The following is a 19,508-nucleotide window of genomic DNA, read 5'->3' as shown; positions in this document are numbered from 1 at the left end:
TCGTCTGACCGGTGACCTTCGCGCGGCCGTCCACCCGCCGGCGTGGCTTGCCGATGACATTGCGCGGCCGCGTCACTTCGGCGTCTCCCCGCGAACGATGGCCGCCTCGACCGCATCCAGAATCTGCTGGTATCCCGTGCACCGGCACAGATTCCCGGACAGCGCTTCGCGAATCAGGTCCCGCGAGGGATTCGGCTCGCGGTCGAGCAACGCTTTGGCCGCGATGAGGATGCCGGGCGTGCAGTAGCCACACTGCGACGCACCGAGGTCCGCAAAACACTCCTGGAGCGGGTGCAGGCGGCCATCAACCGTCAGCCCTTCCACCGTCACCACCGATCGCCCTTCACACTCGTGAGACACGACCAGGCATGACAGCACGGGCTGGTCGTCCAGGAGTACGGCGCACGCCCCGCACTCCCCCAGTTCGCAGCCGTGTTTGGTGCCGGTCAGCTGCAGGTCTTCGCGCAGCACCTCGAGCAGGGTCTTGTCGGGGTCCACCAGCGCTTCGGCCGGTTCACCATTGACGGAAAAATTGAGTCGGAGCTTCATGAACGCAAGAGAGATTGTACCCGCAGCGCAGCAACCACGGTCACTGTGACCTGGTCTGCAGGCGATACACGCGACCCAGCCCGTCCTGATGCACCAGCCGCAAACGGTCGCCAAAGGACGTCAGGCGGGCCTCATACTCCGCGCGGAACTCCGGGGCGTAGTACTCGAGGTGAACCACGGCATACGTGACACCGAGACCGGTCAGACGCGCAATGCTCTGGTCTGACGGGAACCGGATGAGGTCGTTATACATGTCCTTGTACCCCGGCGGTTCCACGCCGCTGTAGCCGAACACGGTTGGCTGGTGGTGGGCCAGCGAATGCAACATGAAGTTTGTGGCCATATCGGCCCGGCGCGAGTCGGCACGCGACTCCGACAGGGGAAACTCCGCAACGGCGAACGGCTTCGGCTGAGTGTCGAGCCAGCGGTCAACGGCGGTCGAATCAATCTTGAACGGCCGCGCGTCAATCGGCATGAACGCGCACTCGATCAGCAACAGCGCGGCAATGCCGCCGGCCGCGAACCGGCGGCGCGTCTGGGGCCACGACTTGGACACGCGATCAAACCCAAGGCCCGCGAGCACCGCCAAGGCGAGAATGCCCAGCAGGGTGAAACGTGACGGCACGCGGATGAAGTTCAGCCCAGGCAGCCAATAGATCCATCGCCAGATCGAGAACGGAGGGCCGATGGTCATCCACGCGGTGACAACGATCATGGCCAGGTACGTCCAGCGCTCGCGAGACACGAGGCGCGAAAGGGCCAGCGCCGCCAGAATGACGGGCACCACGCCCGGAAACAGGAAGGCGTCTGGCTCCTGCCGCAGCCAGGTCCAATCGGGCAGGTTCGACACCAGCCATTTGTGCACGTGCGAAGGTGAACTGAGATAACTCGACCAGGTCACTCCCACATCGTCCAGCACGCGTTCAAGACCCACCTCCCGGCGCGCGAACCAATACGGGATGAACATGAGGGCTGCCGGCACGAGGACAAGAAGTCCGGTCAGACCGACATCCCGCACGCGGGTGACCACAGCCAGGGGCATGCCCCACGCCAGGCGAAATCCGATGATCAGCGCTGAGCCCAGAATCAGCAGCGCCGCACCATGGCCACTCGTCAGCGCTTGCAGGGAAAACAGGGCGAGCGCCGCGTGCAGATGCCGGGGCCTGCCGTCGTTGAGATACCGATGCAGGAAAGCGAGACAAAACGGCACCCAGTGCACCGCCAGGTGAATCTGGGCCAGGCGCGCAAATCGGGGCGGTGCGAACGCAAAGATCAGCCCGGTAATAAACGCCGCGGCTGGAGAGAGCCCGAGTGTGCGGCCCAGGAAATAGCCGCCGAACGCACACAACATCACGGCAACGATGGCAACCACGTTTGTGGATGTGAGCGGGTCGCCGGTCAGCCACATGACGGGAATGGCGAGGGCCGCACTTCCCAGGGCGTTCTCAGAAAACGCCAGCGTGTGTTTGTAGGGAAAAAAGATGTTGGCGTCGAACGCCGCCCACGGGGCGTGCGTCAGCGCGTGCGCGCCCCATCCAATGGTCCACACGTAAAGACTGGGATCGGCCCCACCTCCCAGTTTCAGACCCGACGGGTTCACGCTGACCGGGTACATCATGATCAGCGTGAGAACGGTGTAAAGGCCAGCGACGATGGCCAGGCGCGCTCGCGACATCAGATATCCATGGTACTTGCGGCCGCCAGCCGCTTGTCGAGCGTGACCAGGTCCGCCCCCAGTGAGGCCGCCAACCAGAGATAACTCGCGTCGTATGCCGTGAGCCCGGTGGCCTGTGCGATGAGGACGACGTCCGTGACGTTCACGTCCATCCACTCGATGCCGCTTCCCTCGCCAAGTGCCGCTTGCAGGAGGGTCATGGTGGCCAGGGCGTCTTCAGGCTCGCGCCGAATTCGCTTCCACGCCACGTTGGCCATTTCGAACTGGAGGAGTCGAGGCGCAAAGACCTGTGCGCCCATCAGCCGCAGCTTCACCTCGTCAACACCGGGCTCTTGAAACGTGAGCGCCGCCAGCGCCGAGGCGTCGGCCACGACCCGATTCACCGCGAGTCTCGCATCTCGCGGATGAGGTCAACCGAGCTCTCAGACGATTTGAGACCCAACGCCGCTGCCATCCGAATCAAGCGGTCCGGATCGAAGCCACGATTTCGGGAAGGCCGGACGGCCTCCTCAAGAATCGCCATGAGCTCTCCCTGAATCGACCGGTGGTTCTGCGCCGCCCGCTCGCGGAGAGCCACGGCCATGTCAGAGGGCACGTCCTTGATTGAAAGGCTGACTGAAGCTGCCATGGAACCATATTAGCACCGCTACGGCGCCATTATGACGCCGCAGCGGCTGTAATGGCGAAATGTCACAAATGTCCGAAGTGGCGAAATGCGGAAAGACCATTGCAGGGAAGAATGTTGGAATGTCTTTGCCCTCCAATGGTTAAATCTGCCGCTCCAAGGTCATTCGCTCATTGCGCACATTAGACATTCGAGCACTTGGCCATTCGCGCATTGCAGACATTTCGCCATTTCGGACATTTGTGACATTTCGCCACTAAGCCGGCCGTCAAGGCAATGGATACCCCTTGGGCACCTTCACCACATAGGTGCCGGCGGCCAGGTCGTGCCATGCCTGCCGGGCGGGCTGACCGTCGGCGGCGACCAGGTCACTGCGCAGGATCCACAACACGCCGATGCCGAGGGCACCAAACGACAGCACGCTCGTCAGGCCGCGGACGAGTCCCTCAAGGAACGAAAGTTCGCCCCCATTGGTCTTGACCACGCGCAGGTTGGCGACGATGCCGCCGATCGTTGTTCCCTTCCACACCCAGAACCCGATGAAGTACAGCAGCATCAACGGGAGGAGGAAGTCGTCATCGCGATACATGGACTGTCGATCGAATATTTCACTCACAAACAACAGCAACACCACGTCGACCACAAACGCTGCGGCGCGGTCGAGGAACGCCGCACGGGGGAACGACGCCAGGTTTGACGCGAACGCCGCACCCGCCATGGTGGCGGCAGCTGCGGGACCGCTTCCGGCATCCATCGTCGGTTGCCAACCTCCAGAGTCGGCCGGCTCGTCGCCCATTGAGGTGGGGCCGGCATCAAAGGCCGGCGCTTGAGTCACCACCGGTGCAGCGGGAGCGGCGAATGCGAACCCACCCGATGGCGCCGGTTCAGCCGGCGGCGTGGGAAGAGGCGCACTCTTGCGGAACCGCGGCGCCTTTTCAACCTTCGGATGCTCGCGCCGCCACGCCGTCAGGAATGCGAGGACGGCTGCGCCAAGACCCAGGACGCCGAACAGCGCCCACGCCACAAACCCCAGCAACGGCACCATATAGGTGAGCGTCACGAGCGCGAAGCCGATAACAAACGACCGCAGCCCCTGCGAACGGCTGGCCGGCTCGTCGGGTCTCATCACGGTGTTGCCGATCGCGCGCAACACGCCCACCCGGCCCACCAGACCCGCCACCACGAGCGCCGCCAACGCAAACGGAATCACGGCAATGCCGATAATTGATACCGCGAGCAGCGCTGATACCGGTCCGGCCAGCAGCAGCACGAGAAGCCCGGTCATGAAACTGCCGAGCGGGCGCGTGGCAAGCACAGACGCCGTGGCCGTCACCGGCTCGTGCGCCACCAGGTTAATCAGAAGGTAGACAAGCAGGAAGAGACCGACGATGTTCCAGACCCAGCCGATGCTGGCGACAATCGGCCGGCCCCACAAAAATCCGTAGGTCACCCAGGGCACCACAGACTCCATCCAGGCGCCGAGCGCGCGGGTGCCAATGACGAAGTGTCCGCTGCCGAAGATGAAGTTCTCGGGCACATCCAGTCCCGCGCCAATCACCATGACCTCGTCGCGCACGATGGCGCCGGCCTGCACAGTGGCGTTGCCGCCGACCACGACAAACGACCCTTCGACCACCGCCGTGTTTGAGAGAGTCACGGGCCCGAAGATGACCACCAGGTCACCTTCGACTCGTCCATCAATTTTGGCGCTGCCGAAGACGACCGTGACATCACGCACCACTTCGTTGGCCCGGAGCGCATAGTCCTGTCCGATGCGCAGCACAGGTCGCCAATAACGGCGCCGGAATCCGAATTCCCGCTCGAAGCGATCGTTGGCCGCCCCATCCGGCTGCGGGCGGGTCGTCGGGTTGGTGGGGTCCTGACCACGCTGGGTGGGCGGATTCTCACGCGGTGACCGTGTCGCCTGCGGGCTCGCCGCCCCTGTGGTTACGGCCGCGGTCACAATCAGCACCGCCATCGTGACGAGTTTTCGAACGTTCATCGAGACGCTCCTCCCAGAGCGACACGGCCGAGCATCGCGCCAAGCGTGGCGCACGCGATGGTCATCACCGTGACAAAAACCAAAAATGGCAATACAAGCGGATACCAGACCGAGCGAAAGAACACACCGGCGACACTCAGCACCACGTCGGCCTTGTGCCAGACGACGGCAGCGCGAGCGCCGAGCGCGTCCGCGGCGGGCTGCAGCCACGCGAGGGCCATCGGCCAGACCAGCACAAGCGCGACCATCACGGCCACGGCGCATGCGGCCGAGCTGACGCGCCATCCGAGCGGCCAGTCAAACCAGGTGCGCGGTGCGGGTTGGGCGAGCCGCGCATGCACCGCCGCCATCACGCGGGGCGCAAGGGTGCGTGGCGCACGCGGCTCGGGCAACGCCCGAAGCGCGCGTGTCAGCGGATCCTGCGGATCGAAATCGACTCCACGGGGAGTCATCGAAGCGCTCCTTCGTTGGCCGCCGCCAGCGCCGCGCGCAGGGCTTCGCGACCGCGGTGAATGTCTGTCTTGACCTTGCCCAGCGAAATGTTCAGCCGCTCGGCGATCTGCTGATAAGTGAGGTCATCAAAATGGAAGAGGACGATGGGGACGCGTTGGTGCGCCGGCAGGCGGCGGAGGGCGAGGTCAAGCGAACTATCGGAGTCCAGGAGTCCTGGGGTCCCGGAGTCTTTGGGTCCTGGGTCCAGGGTCCAGGGTCCAGGGTCCTGGGCTCCGGAGTCCTGGGGTCCCGAGGTCCTGGAGTCCACGGAGTGGGCCTCGGCGCTGGTCAGTTCACTGAAGAAGCGCCAGCGGTTGCGGTAGCGCGAGAGGTGGTTGAGGCACGCGTTGGTCGTGACGGTCTTGAGCCAGCCGGGCGCCGATGGACTGGTGCCGACCTGGTCGAACTGCTCAAACGCCTTCATGAACACCGTTTGCGCCACGTCTTCCGCCTCCATCGCGTTGCCCAACAGCCGAAAGGCCGTGGCATAGACCATGTCCTGGTATTCCAGAAGGAACGCCTCAAAGACCCGGGCGTCGGTCATGCCTGGCCCAGCGGGCGAGCGGTCATTACCTGACAAACACAGGAGGTGTTAGAAAGTTTCAGCACTGGTCGTATTTCCGGAGCAGACGGTAGACTACCTGCTCGGTACCTTCTGCGGAGATTGACGGTAAATGTTGAAGAAATGGTCACAGCGCTCGTGGTTTAGGCCGTAGTGGCGAGCCTCGACTACGGGATCATCGGACTGTATCTCTGCCTGATCGTCTGGCTGGGCGCGAGCTTTGCGAAGCGCCAGACGTCGGCGTCCGAGTACTTCCTGATCGGCCGTTCGGTGCCCTGGTGGGCGGTATGTTTCACCGTGGTAGCAACCGAGACCAGCACGCTCACGTTCATCGGCATCCCCGCGCAGACCTACGCGGCCGGGGGCAACTTCACGTTCCTGCAACTCGCGCTCGGCTACATCGCCGGCCGGTTCATCGTCTCTGCCATCTTCATTCCGAAGTACTTCGCGCGTGAACTGATGACGTCGTACGAGGTGTTGCACGAACGGTTCGGTGCCCCGGTGCGAAACCTCGGGTCCGCCATGTTCCTGCTGACCCGCAGTGCAGCCGACGGCATCCGCCTCTTTGCCACATCGGCAGTGGTGGCCACACTCGTGGGCGTGCCCGTCTGGGGCGCCATCCTGGTGCTGGGCATCGCGATGATCGTCTACACCTTTTATGGCGGCGCATCGGCCGTCATCTGGACCGACGTGATCCAGATGTTTGTGTACCTGGCCGGCGCGCTGATCGTGTTCTGGTTCGCTCTGGCAGGAGTGCCTGGTGGCCTGCGCGAGGTGCTCGACTTCGGTGCGGCCAGCGGGCGATTCGTGATGTTCGATCTGCGGCTCGATTTCTTCCGCGCGTACACATTCTGGGCGGGCCTGGTCGGCGGCGTCGCGCTCACGCTCGCCACGCACGGCACGGACCAGTTCCTGGTGCAGCGGTTGCTGACCGCGCGATCTCGTCAACAGGCACAAGTCGGACTCTCGCTCAGCGGCATCCTGGTATTCCTGCAATTTGGCTTGTTCCTGTTCATCGGGGTCACGCTCGCCACGTTTTACCAGCACGTGGCTGCACCCACGCTGGGACGGCCCGACATGCTGATTCCGGCGTTCGTGCGCGACTACGTGCCAGCGGGCTTTGCAGGATTCGTCGTCGCGGCGATCGTGGCAGCGGCGTTGTCTCCGTCGATCAACTCGCTTGCGGCGACGACCGTTAATGACTTCTATCTGAAGTACTGGAAGCCGAAAGCCAGCGACGCTGACATGTTGCGCGTGGCGCATCGGGCTACGGTAGGCTGGGGCATGGTGCAAATCGGCATTGCGTTGCTGGCCACGCAGCTCAACCAGTCGGTGCTCGACGCGGGTCTTGCGGTGCTGGGGCTCGGTGCCGGTCCGGTGCTGGGGGCGTTCCTGGTGGCCGTGATGCGCCGTCGCGTGGAAGCCTGGCCCGTGGCGCTGTCGATGCTCGTCGCGTGGGTCACCGTCTGGTCGGTGTGGGCATTCACGGCCGTGGCGTGGCCTTGGTATGCGGTGACGGGTGCGTCAATCACGGTGCTGCTGTCGCTGGCGTCAACGATGGTGTGGCCGGCGCGGCGTCAGCTGGCCGCGCTGCTTGTGGTTGGGTTCGCGCTGCTGGGCGCAGCAGGCTGCGGCAGCGATCCCGAACCCGAAGCTGCGCTTACCGGCGCCATCCAGGTGACGGTGGAGCCCGCACGCCTGAATGTGCTGCGCCGCATCGTGAGTGCGCGCGGGGCCGTCACGCCGATGCCCGACGGCGACTTCACGGTGCACGCAACGGAGACGTCGACAGTGGTGGAACTGCCGCTGGCCGAGGGCAGCCCTGTCAAGGTGGGCGACATCATTGCGCGGTTCGAAGTCCCAAGCCGCGTGGCGGCGATTCATGCCGCTGAACTGGAAATTGCCCTCGTCCTGACGCGAGCAGACGCCGCCCGGGCGCGCGTCACCCAGCTCACCTCGCTTGTGGCACAGGGGTTGGCCGCGCGTGTCGATCTCGACACCGCACAGGGCGACCTGGCCAGAGCCCAGACTGAACTGGCGGCCGCTCGCCAGATTCTGGCGTCCGAGCGCGTTGCCGAGGAACGCGCCACGATTCGCGCGAAGTTTGACGGCGTCGTTGCGACCCGCTGGCACTACGCGGGCGACACCGTGCTTGGCACCGGCACCGATCCAGTGATCCGGATCATCGACCCCACTCGCGTGCAGATCACCGTGGACGTTCTCGTTCAGGACCTCGGCCAGATCGTGAACGGCCAGACCGCCACGGTCACACCGATGGGCGAAATGCCGATGGCGGCCTCGGTGACGCGTGTGACGGCTCCATCCTCACCTGACGCGGGCACCGCCTCGGTCACGTTGACCCTGGCCCCAGGCATCACAAGTCCCCCAGCCGGCACGGCCGTGCTCGCAGAAATCCTCATTGCGTCGGTGCCCGAAGCGCTGGTGGTCCCCACCGATGCGGTGCTGAAGGTCAGCGGCGTGTCGTATGTCATGGTGGCCGGTACCGACAACCGGGTGATGCGCCGCGACGTGCGCGTCGGCCTGACGACGCCTCAGCTCACGCAGATTCTGGCCGGCCTCACTGTTGGCGAGTTCATCATCACGTCAGCGCTCACGGAAATCAACGAGGGGGATCTCGTGTCATTCAACAAGGGCTCGGGTCAATGAGCCACGGCCTCCGAACGTAGGGCGCGCTGGGCCTCAAGCGCGCCGAGTTCCGCGGCCTTGAGACCCAGGCCGCGCTACGAAATCCAAGCGCACCCACTTCCCCAGTTCCTAAGTTCCTAAGTTCCTAAGTTTTCATCGGCAGCCTCAGCTGCGCCCGGCACCCAATGGCTCCCACGCGATTCTCGAGGGTAATCGTGCCGCCATGCGCTTCCGCGATCTGCCGGCTGAGCGCAAGGCCGATGCCTGATCCGTTGGGCTTGGTGGTGAAGAATGGGACAAAGAGGTTGGACGTATCCGGCAGCCCCTTGCCGTCGTCATCAATCGCGATCTCGGCCCAGTCGCCCTGCACGGACCACCGCACGGCCACGCCGCCGTTGGTCTCGAGCGAGGCGTCGACGGCATTGCGCACGAGATTAATGAGCGCCTGTTCGAGTTGATCCGAGTCAGCCACCAGTCGAATCTCGGGTGAAGACGTGACGCGCACGGGCAAGCGCTTCTCGAGCTCGACAATGCGCATCATCAGTTCGGTCACCGAAAGCGGCTTGGGTTGGGGTTTCGGCAGACGCGCCAGTTGCGCGTAAGCGCGCAGGAATCGTCCCAACGCACCCGATCGTTCCTCGATGAGCGACAGTCCCTGCGAGACCTCGTCGCTGCGCTCGAAGCCCGTCGCCGCTCGATCAACGATGCGGCGCAGCGAGTGCGCGATCGACTTGATCGGCGTGAGTGAGTTGTTGATTTCGTGCGAGAGCACGCGCACGATGCGCTGCCAGGCGGCCTGCTCTTCTTCACGCAGCGCCTGGCTGAGGTCGGCGATGACGATGAGGTGATGCGGGCGACCGTCGCGGTAGAAGGCCGCGCGCCGCACCTCGTAGCGGCCCTTCCGGCCGCCGATCGCCCGATCAATCAACCGCCGCGGCTCGCCCGTGAGGTATTCGTCCATCCCCATGCCGGTGGCTGGCGTGCCGAGCAGATCCGCCTGGCTCTTGCCGAACAGACGTTCGCCCGCCTTGTTGACGAGGAGAAGCTGGTGCATGGGGTCGAAGGCGAACACCGCCACCGCGATTTCCTCCATCACGTGCGTCAGCAGCACGGTGGACTCCACGGCCTCGGTGCGCTGGCGCTGCAGGGTGGAGCCGAGGTCGTTGACCTCGCGCATCACCATCGCCATGGAACTGCCGGACCGCGCACTCAGCCCGCGGATGGAATAGTCGCCCTCCCGGAGTGCCGCCAGAAGGTTGGCGATGACGTTGAGCGACCGCGTCGCCATCTGCCTCGCTGCCGATCCTGAGGCGATCCAGACCACCAGAATCACGATCGACAGTGTCCATTTGACCTCGGGCGGCCCCCCCTGCTGCCACAGGAACCACAGCGACACACCGACGGCCGGCAACGCGCCGCCCACCACCAGCAGCGCGATCGCCAGTTCCAGGTTGCGCGCCTGTGGCGCGCCTCTCTTACCCTGCTGGTCCATGGGAATCCCTACAATCCGAAGTACTGCAGCCGGCGGTACAGCGCGCTACGGCTGACGCCCAGTTGTTCGGCGGCCTTGCGGACGTCGCCGGCGTGTTTCGCCAGCACTTTCTGGATGAAGACTTTTTCGGACTGCTCCAGCGTCATGTCGTCCCCGGCCGTCGGCGCGGCGCCGGGCACCGCCTGCACACCCAGGTCCTGCGCCGTGATGGCGCCCGACCGGGCCATCAGCACGGCGCGTTCAATTGCGTGCCCCAGTTCGCGCACGTTCCCGGGCCACAGATGCGTCTCGAGCGCCTGGCGCGCGGACCGATCAAAACCCTCGAACGAACGCTTGTACCGATCCGAGTAGCGGGCCAGGTAGTGTTCCGCGAGCGGCACGATGTCCTCGGGGCGATCGCGCAGGGGCGGCAGGTGGATCACCACGGTGTTGAGGCGGTACAGCAGATCCTCGCGAAACCGCCCGGCCGCAATCTCACCAGGCAGGTCGGCATTGGTGGCAGAAATCACGCGCACGTTCACGAAGATGACCCGCGACGACCCCACCTTCTGCACCTCACCCGTCTGCAGCACCCGCAACAACTTCGGCTGGAGGCGCGACGGCATGTTCGCAATTTCGTCGAGGAACAACGTGCCCTCGTCCGCCAGCTCGAAACAGCCGATGCGGTCCGTGCGCGCGTCGGTAAAGGCCCCTTTGACGTGGCCGAACAATTCGCTCTCGGCCACGCCCTCTGACAACCCGCCGGCATTCATGGTGACCAGCGGCTTGGACGAGCGATGCGACAGGCGGTGCAGCAGGCTCGCCACCACCTCTTTTCCCGTGCCATGTTCGCCGGTGATGAGCACACTGGCATCGGACGGCGCCACCCGCTCGATCGTGTCTCGCACTGCGCGCATCGCCGGGGCCAGCGCGATAAACGTCGGCAGGTCGCGCTTGTGCAGACGCTCGTTTTCTTCCTGCAGCCGGCGGCTCCGGCGCAGGGCGCGGCGCAATTCCAGCTGGGTCTGGACGGCCACGAGCAGCTTCTCGTCGTCCCACGGCTTCTCGATGTAGTCGCGCGCTCCGCGCCGCATGGCTTCCACCGCCCCGGCCACACTGCTCCACCCGGTCATCACCAACACGGGCAGCGTGGGGTCGATGGCCTTCATGCGGTCAAGCAAGGCAAAGCCCTCCTGGCCCGATGTCGTATCGCGCGTGTAATTGAGGTCGATGAGGGCCACGTCAAAATCCGCCCGCTCAAGCGCCGTGACCAGGTCGCGGGGCGACGGGGCCGTCGTGACGTCATACCCCTCCCCGCCAAGCAACAGCTTCAGCGCATTAAGGACGTCGGACTGGTCATCGGCGACCAGCACCCGCCCGGACGTAATCGGCAATCTGGAATCTGACATCGGTAATCGGGACGCCCCCAGTCCCACTATCGGGATTATGGCCCGTCTACCCCGGGCTGTCGCGCTCCTCGTCCCTAGTAGAAGGAAAAGCCGTGCCAACTTTCCGGCTGGCATGAGCCTTGTAGATGGACCGGCCGTGGACCCAGCCAGAATCCTCGTGGCCGACGACCAACTCGACATCCTGCAGGCCCTGCGGCTCCTGCTGATTGACGCCGGACATGAAGCCGACCTGGTCAGTTCGGTCGGCGACGTCATCGACCGGATGGGCGCGCAGCGCTACGACCTCCTGCTCATGGACCTCAACTACACCCGCGACACCACCTCGGGCCGGGAAGGGCTGGAGTTGCTGGAGAAAGTCCGGACGCAGGACCCGGCGCTTCCCGTGGTCGTGATGACCGGCTGGGGTTCGATCGAGACCGCAGTCGAGGCAATGCGCCGCGGCGCGCGCAGTTTCGTGCAGAAGCCGTGGGACGACACCACGCTTGTGGACGTGGTGAATCGCGAAGTGGCCGAGGGCCAGGCCGCCCGTCGTCGCGACGCGCGTTTCGCCCGAGACCACGAAGAAGCGCGCCAGATTCAGCGGGCGCTGCTGCCCAGCGTGATGCCCGTTTTGGACGGTTGCCAGATTGCGGCCCGGTGGACACCGGCCGCCGGGATTGGTGGCGACTGCTACGACGTGTTGCGTTTCAGCGACACCCGCGTGGCGCTCTCGATCGCCGACGTCGTCGGCAAGGGCCTGCCGGCCGCCCTGCTCATGTCCAATCTGCAAGCCGCGGTGCGCGCGTTCGCGAGTGCCTCGGCCGAGCCGCACGAAGTTTGCGGATCAGTGAACCGGCTGCTCTGCCGCAACATCGCGTCGGGCAAGTTCGTGACCTTCTGCTACGCCGTGGTCGATCTCGAGGGCGGCGTGATTTCGTACGCCAACGCCGGTCACAATCCGCCCATCCTTGTGCGGGCCGACGGCCGTATCGATCAACTGGCCACCACCGGCCTGGTCCTGGGCGTGTCGAGCGACTGGACCTACACCACCGGCACCGCCACATTTGGACCAGGAGACCGGCTCATCTGCTATACCGACGGCATGACGGAAGCCCGATCCGCCGCCGACGAAGAATTCGGCGAAGACCGGCTCGCAGAGCTCGCCTTACACACGCCGGCGGGAAGCGCCGAAGCGCTGGTAGATGCCCTGAATGCCGCCGTCATCGCGTGGACCGCCGGTCCGGCGCAGGACGATGCCACGCTGATTGTGATCGAACGCGCACACTGAGGCTCGGTCGTTTTTCGTATAATGGCCCCCAGGGAGAATCCACATGATGCGCAAGAGCCTCGTACTCGTCGCGGCGTTGGTGGCTGTTGTTCTGACGCAGGTGGTTCCTGCCGCGCAGACACGGCCTGCCCTGCGTGATCCGGATGTCATCTTTGTGCCCACGCCGCAGTCGGTGGTGGACGCGATGTTAAAGCTGGCGAAAGTCGGCAAGAACGACGTGGTGTACGACCTCGGGTGCGGCGACGGCCGCATCGTCATCACCGCCGCGAAACAGTTCGGCGCGCGTGGCGTGGGCATCGATATCGACCCAGCGAAAATCAAGGACTCGAACGCCAACGCGGTCACCGCGGGCGTAACCGACCGGGTGAAGTTCATCAACGCGGATCTGTTCGCCGACAGCACCAATCTGAGCGAGGCCACGGTGGTCACGCTCTACCTGTTGCCTTCGCTGAACGTGAGGCTGATTCCGAAACTCATGAAGGAGCTCAAACCCGGCACGCGCATCGTGTCCAACAGCTTCGACATGGGTGAGTGGCAGGCCGAGCAGACGATCGAAGTGGATGGACGCACGATCTACTTCTGGACGATCCCGAAGTCCTAGTTGGTGGCACCGCCTGCGCAACCGGCCAGCGGCCTTCGGCACTGGTTTACCAAGGAACTGACCGAGAGCCAGGGACAACCACGCCTCCCGCATGCGGCGCCGTGGTGGCAGGTCATGTGCCTGACCGGGGTCGATTATTTTTCGACGCTCGGCTACCAACCGTCAATTGCGTTCCTGGCCGCCGGCGCTCTGGCGCCGATCGCCACGCTCGTGCTTGTGCTGCTCACGCTTTTTGGCGCGCTGCCTGTGTATCACCGCATTGCGGCGCTGAGCCCGCACGGTCAGGGCAGCCTCTCGGTACTGGAAGAACGCCTGCCGCGCTGGAAGGGCAAAGGGGCGGTGCTCGTCCTCCTTGGATTTGCCGCCACCAGTTTCATCATCACGATGACGCTGTCAGCCGCCGACGCCTCGGCGCACATCATCGAGAACCCGTTTGTGCCCGACTGGGCCAACCACCAGGTGGGCGTGACGCTCCTGCTGCTCATCGCGCTGGGTGCCGTCTTCCTGCGCGGGTTCAAAGAGGCCATCTGGCTTGCGGTGCTGCTGGTGGTGGCTTATCTCACCGTCAACGTCATCGTGATCGGATACGAACTGTGGCAGGTGGTCCAGCATCCGGAGGTCATCACCAATTGGCGGCAGACGCTGTTCGCGCAGCATGGCAATCCGCTCATGATGGTCCTGCTGGCGGTGGTGCTGTTTCCGAAGCTGGCGCTCGGCCTGTCGGGTTTCGAGACCGGCGTGGCTGTGATGCCGCTCGTGGCCGGCACCGGCGACACTGACGAAGAGATCCTCGCCTCGCGCGTGCGCAACACGCGCAAGCTCCTGACCTCGGCCGCAGTCATCATGAGCATCCTGCTCACCGGCAGTTCCCTCGTCACCACACTGCGGGTGCCGGCCGAAGCCATGAGCGCGGGCGGCGAAGCCAGCGGGCGGGCCCTCGCGTTTCTGGCGCATCGGGACCTGGGCGATGTGTTCGGCACCATCTACGACGTGGCCACGATCGGCACCCTGTGGTTCGCCGGCGCGTCGGCCATGGCCGGCCTGCTCAATCTCGTGCCGCAATACCTGCCGCGTTACGGCATGGCGCCCGACTGGGCGCGCGCCACGCGCCCGCTGGTGCTCATCATCACCTTCATGGCACTGGTGGTGACCATGGTGTTTAAGGCGGACGTCACGGCACAGGGTGGCGCGTATGCCACCGGTGTTCTGATGTTGATGACATCGGCGGCAGTGGCCGTGGCCATTGCGCTCCCCCACCGTCGCGCGCGGTATGTGCCCATCGCGGTCGTTTTTGTCTATACAACGATCGTCAACATCATTGAGCGGCCCGAGGGCCTCCAGATCGCCACCTGGTTCATCGTCACCATCATTGGCGCGTCGCTGGTGTCGAGGGTGGCGCGGTCGACGGAACTGCGGATCGAAGGCATTGAGTACGACGCGTTGGCCGAGGAACTGGTGACTGAAGCCGCGCGGCGCCAGTCGCTGCGCATCATCGCCAACCGTCCCGATACCGGGAACCATGACGAGTACGCGCGCAAGTTGGACGAAGCCTTGAGTTCGCACCACTTGCCGTCGGATGCGCTGATTCTGTTTCTGGAGGTGCGGCCGGGCGACACGTCGGACTTCTCAAATCGGCTGAAAGTCTCTGGAGCGGACGTCGGCGGGTTTTACGTCCTGCGCTGTACCAGCCCGGCGATCCCCAATGCCATCGCCGGTCTGCTGCTCAACTTGCGCGATCGCACGGGCACAATCCCGCATGCCTACTTTGGCTGGACGGAAGGCAATCCGTTCACGTACCTGCTGAGGTTCCTGGCGTTCGGCGAAGGCGACACCGCGCCCGTGTGTCGTGAAGTGCTGCGCCAGGCCGAACACGACCCCGCACTACGGCCCCGGATTCACGTCGGCTAAGTCCCCAGTTTCCGCCTTCGCTCCTCCGGAGCTACGGCGGACAAGCCCCAGTTCCCCAGTTTCTAAGTTCCCAATTTCTCCAGGAGTCTGTCGAGCAGCGTCATTTGCCGTGCGTTGATGGCGCGGCGTGCGTCGTCGATCGTAAAGAACGAGACGCGGTCGATCTCGGGTATTTCGATCAGGCGCCCCGAGCGCGGCGGCCATTCGGTGGACGTCAGGTTGCTGGAAGCCACTGCCGGATCGCAATCGCCCTCGAACGCCCATGCGTGTACGGTTTTTCCGCTGCGCTGAACCACGCTGCCCAGGGTGAGATACGGCGCACTGGAGTCGAACCCTGTTTCTTCGCGGAACTCGCGAATGGCAGCCTCGAGTGCCGTTTCCCCGCGATCTACGCCCCCTTTGGGAATCGTCCAGGCGCCCTCGTGCCTCTCGGCCCAGTACGGCCCACCAGGATGCGCCAGCAGCACTTCGAGGCGGACAGACGTCGCCAGGCCTCGACGATAGAGCAGCAAGCCGGCGCTTTCGCGATGGCGCATGAAAACAGTCTATTTGGCAATGAGCCAATGAGCCAATGGGGCAATGGGGGCAATGCCGCAATGCCCAAAATCGCCCAATCTCGCAATCCCCCAATTTCGCAATCCCCCGCTCGGCAATTCCCATCCGCAATCCCCAACCCGCCATCCTGCAATCCCGATCCTCAATCCCTCAATCCTCCATCCTCAATTACCGCGTCCTCCCATATAATTCGCCTCATGCCGACCACCTTCACCCTTAACGGGAAATCGACCACCGTGGATGCCCCCACCGACATGCCATTGCTGTGGGTCCTGCGGGATGTCCTGAACCTCAGCGGCGCGAAGTATGGCTGTGGCACCGGCCAGTGCGGCGCCTGCACCGTGCACCTGCGCGGTCGCGCGGTGCGCTCCTGCCAGACGCCGTTGGCCAATGTCGCCGGCGCGGCGGTCGTCACTATTGAAGGCCTCTCACCGGACGGCTCACATCCGCTTCAGAAGGCGTGGGAGAAACTCGACGTCCCGGAATGCGGCTATTGCCAGACCGGCCAGATCATGGCCGCTGCCGCGCTCCTGGCCACACGACCAAAACCGACCGACGCCGAAATCGACGCGGCCATGAACACCAATCTCTGCCGGTGCGGCACATACATTCGCATCCGCCAGGGCATCCACGAAGCTGTTCGCACCCAAGGCGCCGCGGAAGCGGCGCCGATCATGAAGGACGCCAAATGAGCCCGACGATGACGCTTGACCGCCGAGATTTCCTGCGCGTCACGGCACTGGCCGGTGGCGGCTTCATGATCGCCACGTACTTCGAACCGCTGGAGATCTTTGCGCAGGGCCGCGGCAACGCGGCGCCGCTCGATCCCAACGCGTTTGTGTCGATCGACGCCAATGGCATCGTCACCATCACGGCCAAGAACCCCGAGATCGGGCAGGGCGTGAAGATGATGTTGCCGATGCTCATCGCCGAAGAGCTGGATGCGGACTGGAAGGACGTCCGTATCGTGCAGGGCGACCTCAACCCTGCGAAGTATGGCAATCAGTCAGCGGGCGGCAGCACGGCCACGCCGAACAACTGGATCCCCATGCGCCAGATGGGCGGCGCCGCGCGCCACATGCTGATTGCGGCCGCGGCCGAGCAGTGGGGTGTGCCGGCGACTGAGATCACCACAACCCCCGGCCGTCTTGTGCACGCGTCGTCGAACCGGTCTGCGGGCTACGGCCAGTTCGCCGCGGCTGCGGCGCGGATGACGCCGCCGGCGCTCGCGTCGGTGGTGCTCAAGGATCCCAAGGCCTACCGGTTCATCGGCAAGCCGATGCCCGGTGTGGACAACCACAAGATCGTGACAGGCCAGCCGTTGTTTGGCAGCGACGTCAAACTGCCAGGCATGTTGCACGGCGTGTATCAGCGGTGCCCTGTGATCGGCGGCAAGGCGATCAGCGCAAACCTTGATGCCATCAAAGCCCTGCCCGGCATCCGTCACGCCTTCATCATTCCGGACAGCGTGGGCGGCGGTTCGATGAGCGGCGTTGCCATCGTGGCCGACAGTTGGTGGTACGCCGAAAACGCGCGGAAGCAGCTGAAGGTGGTGTGGGACGAGGGGAAGACGGCCGCTGACAGCACCGCCGGCTTCGCCACGAAGGCTGCGGCCATGGCGCCGATGGCGCCACAGAGCACCACGCGCGCAGACGGCGACGTTGACGCCGCGCTCGCAGGCGCAGCCAAGACCGTAGAGGCCGCGTATTCGTATCCGTTCCTCGCGCACGCGCCGATGGAGCCGCCAAATGCCACGGCGGTCTTCGCCAATGGCAAGCTCGAGATGTGGGCAGGCACGCAGCAGCCCGGTGGCGTGGTCAACACGATCGCCGCGGCGCTCGCAATTACGCCGGCCGACATCACCGTGCATCTGCCGCGCATGGGCGGCAGTTTCGGACGACGTCTCTACAACGACTACGTGATCGAAACCGCGGTTATCGCCAAGACCATTGGCGTACCGGTGCAGATCCGCTGGTCGCGCGAAGACGAAATGAAGCAGGAAGTGTTCCGGCCCGCGGGTTATCACCACTTGAAGGGCGGCCTGGACGCGTCGGGCTCACTCATCGCCTGGCGCAACCACTTCATCTCGTTCAGCAACGAGGCGCCGCCTCCGCCTGCAGGCGCGCCGGCTCAGCAGGGGCCGGCCGTGCGTCCGGCACCGTCGTCCACACTGGGCGCCACGGAGTTCCCCGCGCGGTTTGTCCCGAACTTCGCGACTCATGCGTCGATGATGCCGCTGGGTGTGACGACTGGGGCACACCGAGCGCCGGGCGCGTGTTCACTTTCGTTTGTCATGCAGTCGTTCCTGGACGAGTTGGCACATGAGGCCGGCAAAGACCCGGTGCAGTTCCGGCTCGACCTGCTGGCCCGTACCCCCATCGCACTTGCCCAGCAGGGCGGCGGCGGTGGCGGAGGCGGTCGCGCCTTCAGCGCAGAGAGCATGGCCGGTGTGCTCAAACTGGTGGCTGAGAAGTCAGGCTGGGGCAAACGGACGTTGCCGAAGGGCACCGCGATGGGTGTGGCGTTCCACTTCAGTCACCAGGGCCACTTTGCCGAAGTGGCCGAGGTCAGCGTGGACGCAAACAAGCGGATCAAGGTCAACAAGGTCTGGGTGGCTGGTGATATTGGCCGTCACATCATCAATCCGCTCAATGCCGAGAGTCAGGTGCACAGCGCGGTCATCGACGGTCTGAGCCAGCTCATGCTGGAGATCACGGTGGATGGCGGCAAGGTTGTGCAGAGCAACTTCGACACCTATCCGGTTCTCCGGATGCGGCAGGCGCCGCCGGTGATCGAAACGCACTGGCTGATCTCCGAGAACAACCCGACGGGACTGGGTGAACCAGCGCTGCCGCCAATCATCCCGGCGGTCACCAACGCGATCTTCAGTGCCACGGGCACGCGCGTGCGTTCCTTGCCGCTGACCAAACACGGATTCAGCTGGAGGTAAGGCACTTGACGTTCGGCAAGACGAGCGCCCTCATCACAGGGGCCGTGGTCGTGTGGTCTGCGATAGCTCTAGCGGGGCAGAAGACCACCAACGACGGGATCTACACCAAGGCCCAGGCGGATGCCGCCAAGGCGCCGTACGTGAAGCTCTGCAGCGAGTGCCACGCCTTTACGGTGGCAGCCCTCAAGCAGCCCAAAGACCTGCCCCTGGGTGACGAGCCGTTTCTCAAAAAGTGGGAAGGCCGTGCGCTCGACGAACTCCTCACGCTGATTGTCACGACGATGCCCAATGATGGGTCGGCGGTCGTGAACGACGATGAGGCCCTGAACTTGCTGGCGTATATTCTTCAGGAGAACGGCTTCGCGCCTGGCAAATCCGCGTTGAATAAAGAAGGCGCGGCGGCGGTCATTGAACGGCCCAAGAAGAAGTAGTCCAGGGTCCAGAGTCCAGAGTCCAGGGTCCAGAGTCCAAATTATGAGAATCATCACCTCCGTCGTCTGCTCAGTCATCGTCGTCATGGCCGCCGCGACGCTTGTTGCGCACAACATCACGTTCAAGGGCACGGCGCTTGAGGCGGACAAGGCCAGCGTGAAAGTGAATGTCGTCGATGCCAAGACGAAGAAAGTCACGCCGATGGTCTTCGACGTGGATGAAGAGACCAAGGTCCTGCGAGACGATGTGGTGGTGACGTTTGCGAATGCGAAGATCCAGAAGGGCGAACCCATCTCGGTCACCGTGGACCATGACCTCGATGAGGAACTGGCTCAGGTGATTCGCCTGGGCAAGACGAAGTAAG

At 64.4% G+C, this 19,508-nt stretch carries 18 protein-coding genes; 8 read left to right on the top strand and 10 right to left on the bottom strand.

Going from position 1 to position 19,508, the window contains the following annotated elements:
* Window positions 1–72 precede the first annotated feature (72 nt).
* The 7 genes from IPL75_07460 to IPL75_07430 form a co-directional block, all read right to left on the bottom strand.
* Entirely contained in the window at window positions 73–549 is a 477-nt protein-coding gene (locus IPL75_07460; GenBank protein MBK9240095.1) for a (2Fe-2S)-binding protein, read from the bottom strand.
* 40 nt (window positions 550–589) lie between these two features.
* A complete protein-coding gene (locus IPL75_07455) occupies window positions 590–2,224 on the bottom strand; it encodes a hypothetical protein (protein ID MBK9240094.1) in 1,635 nt (544 codons plus the stop codon).
* The gene (locus IPL75_07450) at window positions 2,224–2,607 is read right to left on the bottom strand and encodes a type II toxin-antitoxin system VapC family toxin (protein MBK9240093.1); all 384 of its coding nucleotides are present in this window, start codon (window positions 2,605–2,607) and stop codon (window positions 2,224–2,226) included. Before IPL75_07450 ends, IPL75_07455 begins: the two co-directional genes overlap by 1 nt.
* Window positions 2,604–2,852 (bottom strand): Arc family DNA-binding protein, encoded by a 249-nt coding sequence (locus IPL75_07445; protein ID MBK9240092.1) that lies wholly within the window; start codon window positions 2,850–2,852, stop codon window positions 2,604–2,606. Before IPL75_07445 ends, IPL75_07450 begins: the two co-directional genes overlap by 4 nt.
* 265 nt (window positions 2,853–3,117) lie before the next feature.
* Window positions 3,118–4,851, bottom strand: coding sequence for an RDD family protein (locus IPL75_07440; protein MBK9240091.1), 1,734 nt, complete (start codon window positions 4,849–4,851; stop codon window positions 3,118–3,120).
* Window positions 4,848–5,303, bottom strand: coding sequence for a hypothetical protein (locus IPL75_07435; GenBank protein MBK9240090.1), 456 nt, complete (start codon window positions 5,301–5,303; stop codon window positions 4,848–4,850). The genes IPL75_07440 and IPL75_07435 overlap by 4 nt, the downstream gene beginning before the upstream one ends.
* Window positions 5,300–5,887 (bottom strand): sigma-70 family RNA polymerase sigma factor, encoded by a 588-nt coding sequence (locus IPL75_07430; GenBank protein ID MBK9240089.1) that lies wholly within the window; start codon window positions 5,885–5,887, stop codon window positions 5,300–5,302. Before IPL75_07430 ends, IPL75_07435 begins: the two co-directional genes overlap by 4 nt.
* A 171-nt stretch (window positions 5,888–6,058) precedes the next feature.
* On the opposite strand from IPL75_07430, the gene IPL75_07425 reads away from it, so the two are divergent.
* On the top strand, window positions 6,059–8,572 hold the full coding sequence (locus IPL75_07425; protein MBK9240088.1) for an efflux RND transporter periplasmic adaptor subunit: 2,514 nt from the start codon (window positions 6,059–6,061) through the stop codon (window positions 8,570–8,572).
* 124 nt (window positions 8,573–8,696) lie between these two features.
* Here IPL75_07425 and IPL75_07420 read toward each other — a convergent pair whose 3' ends face one another.
* The gene (locus IPL75_07420) at window positions 8,697–10,043 is read right to left on the bottom strand and encodes a PAS domain S-box protein (protein MBK9240087.1); all 1,347 of its coding nucleotides are present in this window, start codon (window positions 10,041–10,043) and stop codon (window positions 8,697–8,699) included.
* Between the two features lie 8 nt (window positions 10,044–10,051).
* Window positions 10,052–11,431, bottom strand: a complete 1,380-nt coding sequence (locus tag IPL75_07415) for a sigma-54-dependent Fis family transcriptional regulator (GenBank protein MBK9240086.1) — start codon at window positions 11,429–11,431, stop codon at window positions 10,052–10,054.
* A gap of 112 nt (window positions 11,432–11,543) precedes the next feature.
* Here IPL75_07415 and IPL75_07410 point away from each other — a divergent pair, with 112 nt between their 5' ends.
* From IPL75_07410 to IPL75_07400, 3 genes are read left to right on the top strand one after another with little or no spacing between them, the layout of a single operon-like run.
* Window positions 11,544–12,698: a SpoIIE family protein phosphatase gene (locus IPL75_07410; GenBank protein ID MBK9240085.1), complete on the top strand. Its 1,155-nt coding sequence runs from the start codon at window positions 11,544–11,546 to the stop codon at window positions 12,696–12,698.
* Between the two features lie 43 nt (window positions 12,699–12,741).
* A complete protein-coding gene (locus IPL75_07405; GenBank protein MBK9240084.1) occupies window positions 12,742–13,299 on the top strand; it encodes a class I SAM-dependent methyltransferase in 558 nt (185 codons plus the stop codon).
* On the top strand, window positions 13,300–15,207 hold the full coding sequence (locus tag IPL75_07400) for an amino acid transporter (protein MBK9240083.1): 1,908 nt from the start codon (window positions 13,300–13,302) through the stop codon (window positions 15,205–15,207).
* Between the two features lie 62 nt (window positions 15,208–15,269).
* On the opposite strand, the gene IPL75_07395 is transcribed toward IPL75_07400, so the two are convergent.
* Entirely contained in the window at window positions 15,270–15,743 is a 474-nt protein-coding gene (locus IPL75_07395) for an NUDIX domain-containing protein (protein MBK9240082.1), read from the bottom strand.
* 216 nt (window positions 15,744–15,959) lie between these two features.
* Here IPL75_07395 and IPL75_07390 point away from each other — a divergent pair, with 216 nt between their 5' ends.
* From IPL75_07390 to IPL75_07375, 4 genes are read left to right on the top strand one after another with little or no spacing between them, the layout of a single operon-like run.
* Window positions 15,960–16,454, top strand: a complete 495-nt coding sequence (locus IPL75_07390; protein MBK9240081.1) for a (2Fe-2S)-binding protein — start codon at window positions 15,960–15,962, stop codon at window positions 16,452–16,454.
* Entirely contained in the window at window positions 16,451–18,712 is a 2,262-nt protein-coding gene (locus tag IPL75_07385; GenBank protein ID MBK9240080.1) for a xanthine dehydrogenase family protein molybdopterin-binding subunit, read from the top strand. The genes IPL75_07390 and IPL75_07385 overlap by 4 nt, the downstream gene beginning before the upstream one ends.
* 5 nt (window positions 18,713–18,717) lie before the next feature.
* Window positions 18,718–19,143, top strand: coding sequence for a cytochrome c (locus IPL75_07380; GenBank protein ID MBK9240079.1), 426 nt, complete (start codon window positions 18,718–18,720; stop codon window positions 19,141–19,143).
* 43 nt (window positions 19,144–19,186) lie between these two features.
* A complete protein-coding gene (locus IPL75_07375; protein MBK9240078.1) occupies window positions 19,187–19,507 on the top strand; it encodes a hypothetical protein in 321 nt (106 codons plus the stop codon).
* Window position 19,508: the final 1 nt, after the last annotated feature.

The organism is Acidobacteriota bacterium (assembly GCA_016716905.1).
Taxonomy (GTDB): Bacteria; Acidobacteriota; Vicinamibacteria; order Vicinamibacterales; family SCN-69-37; genus SYFT01.
This window is presented reverse-complemented; position numbering and strand designations above follow the sequence as displayed.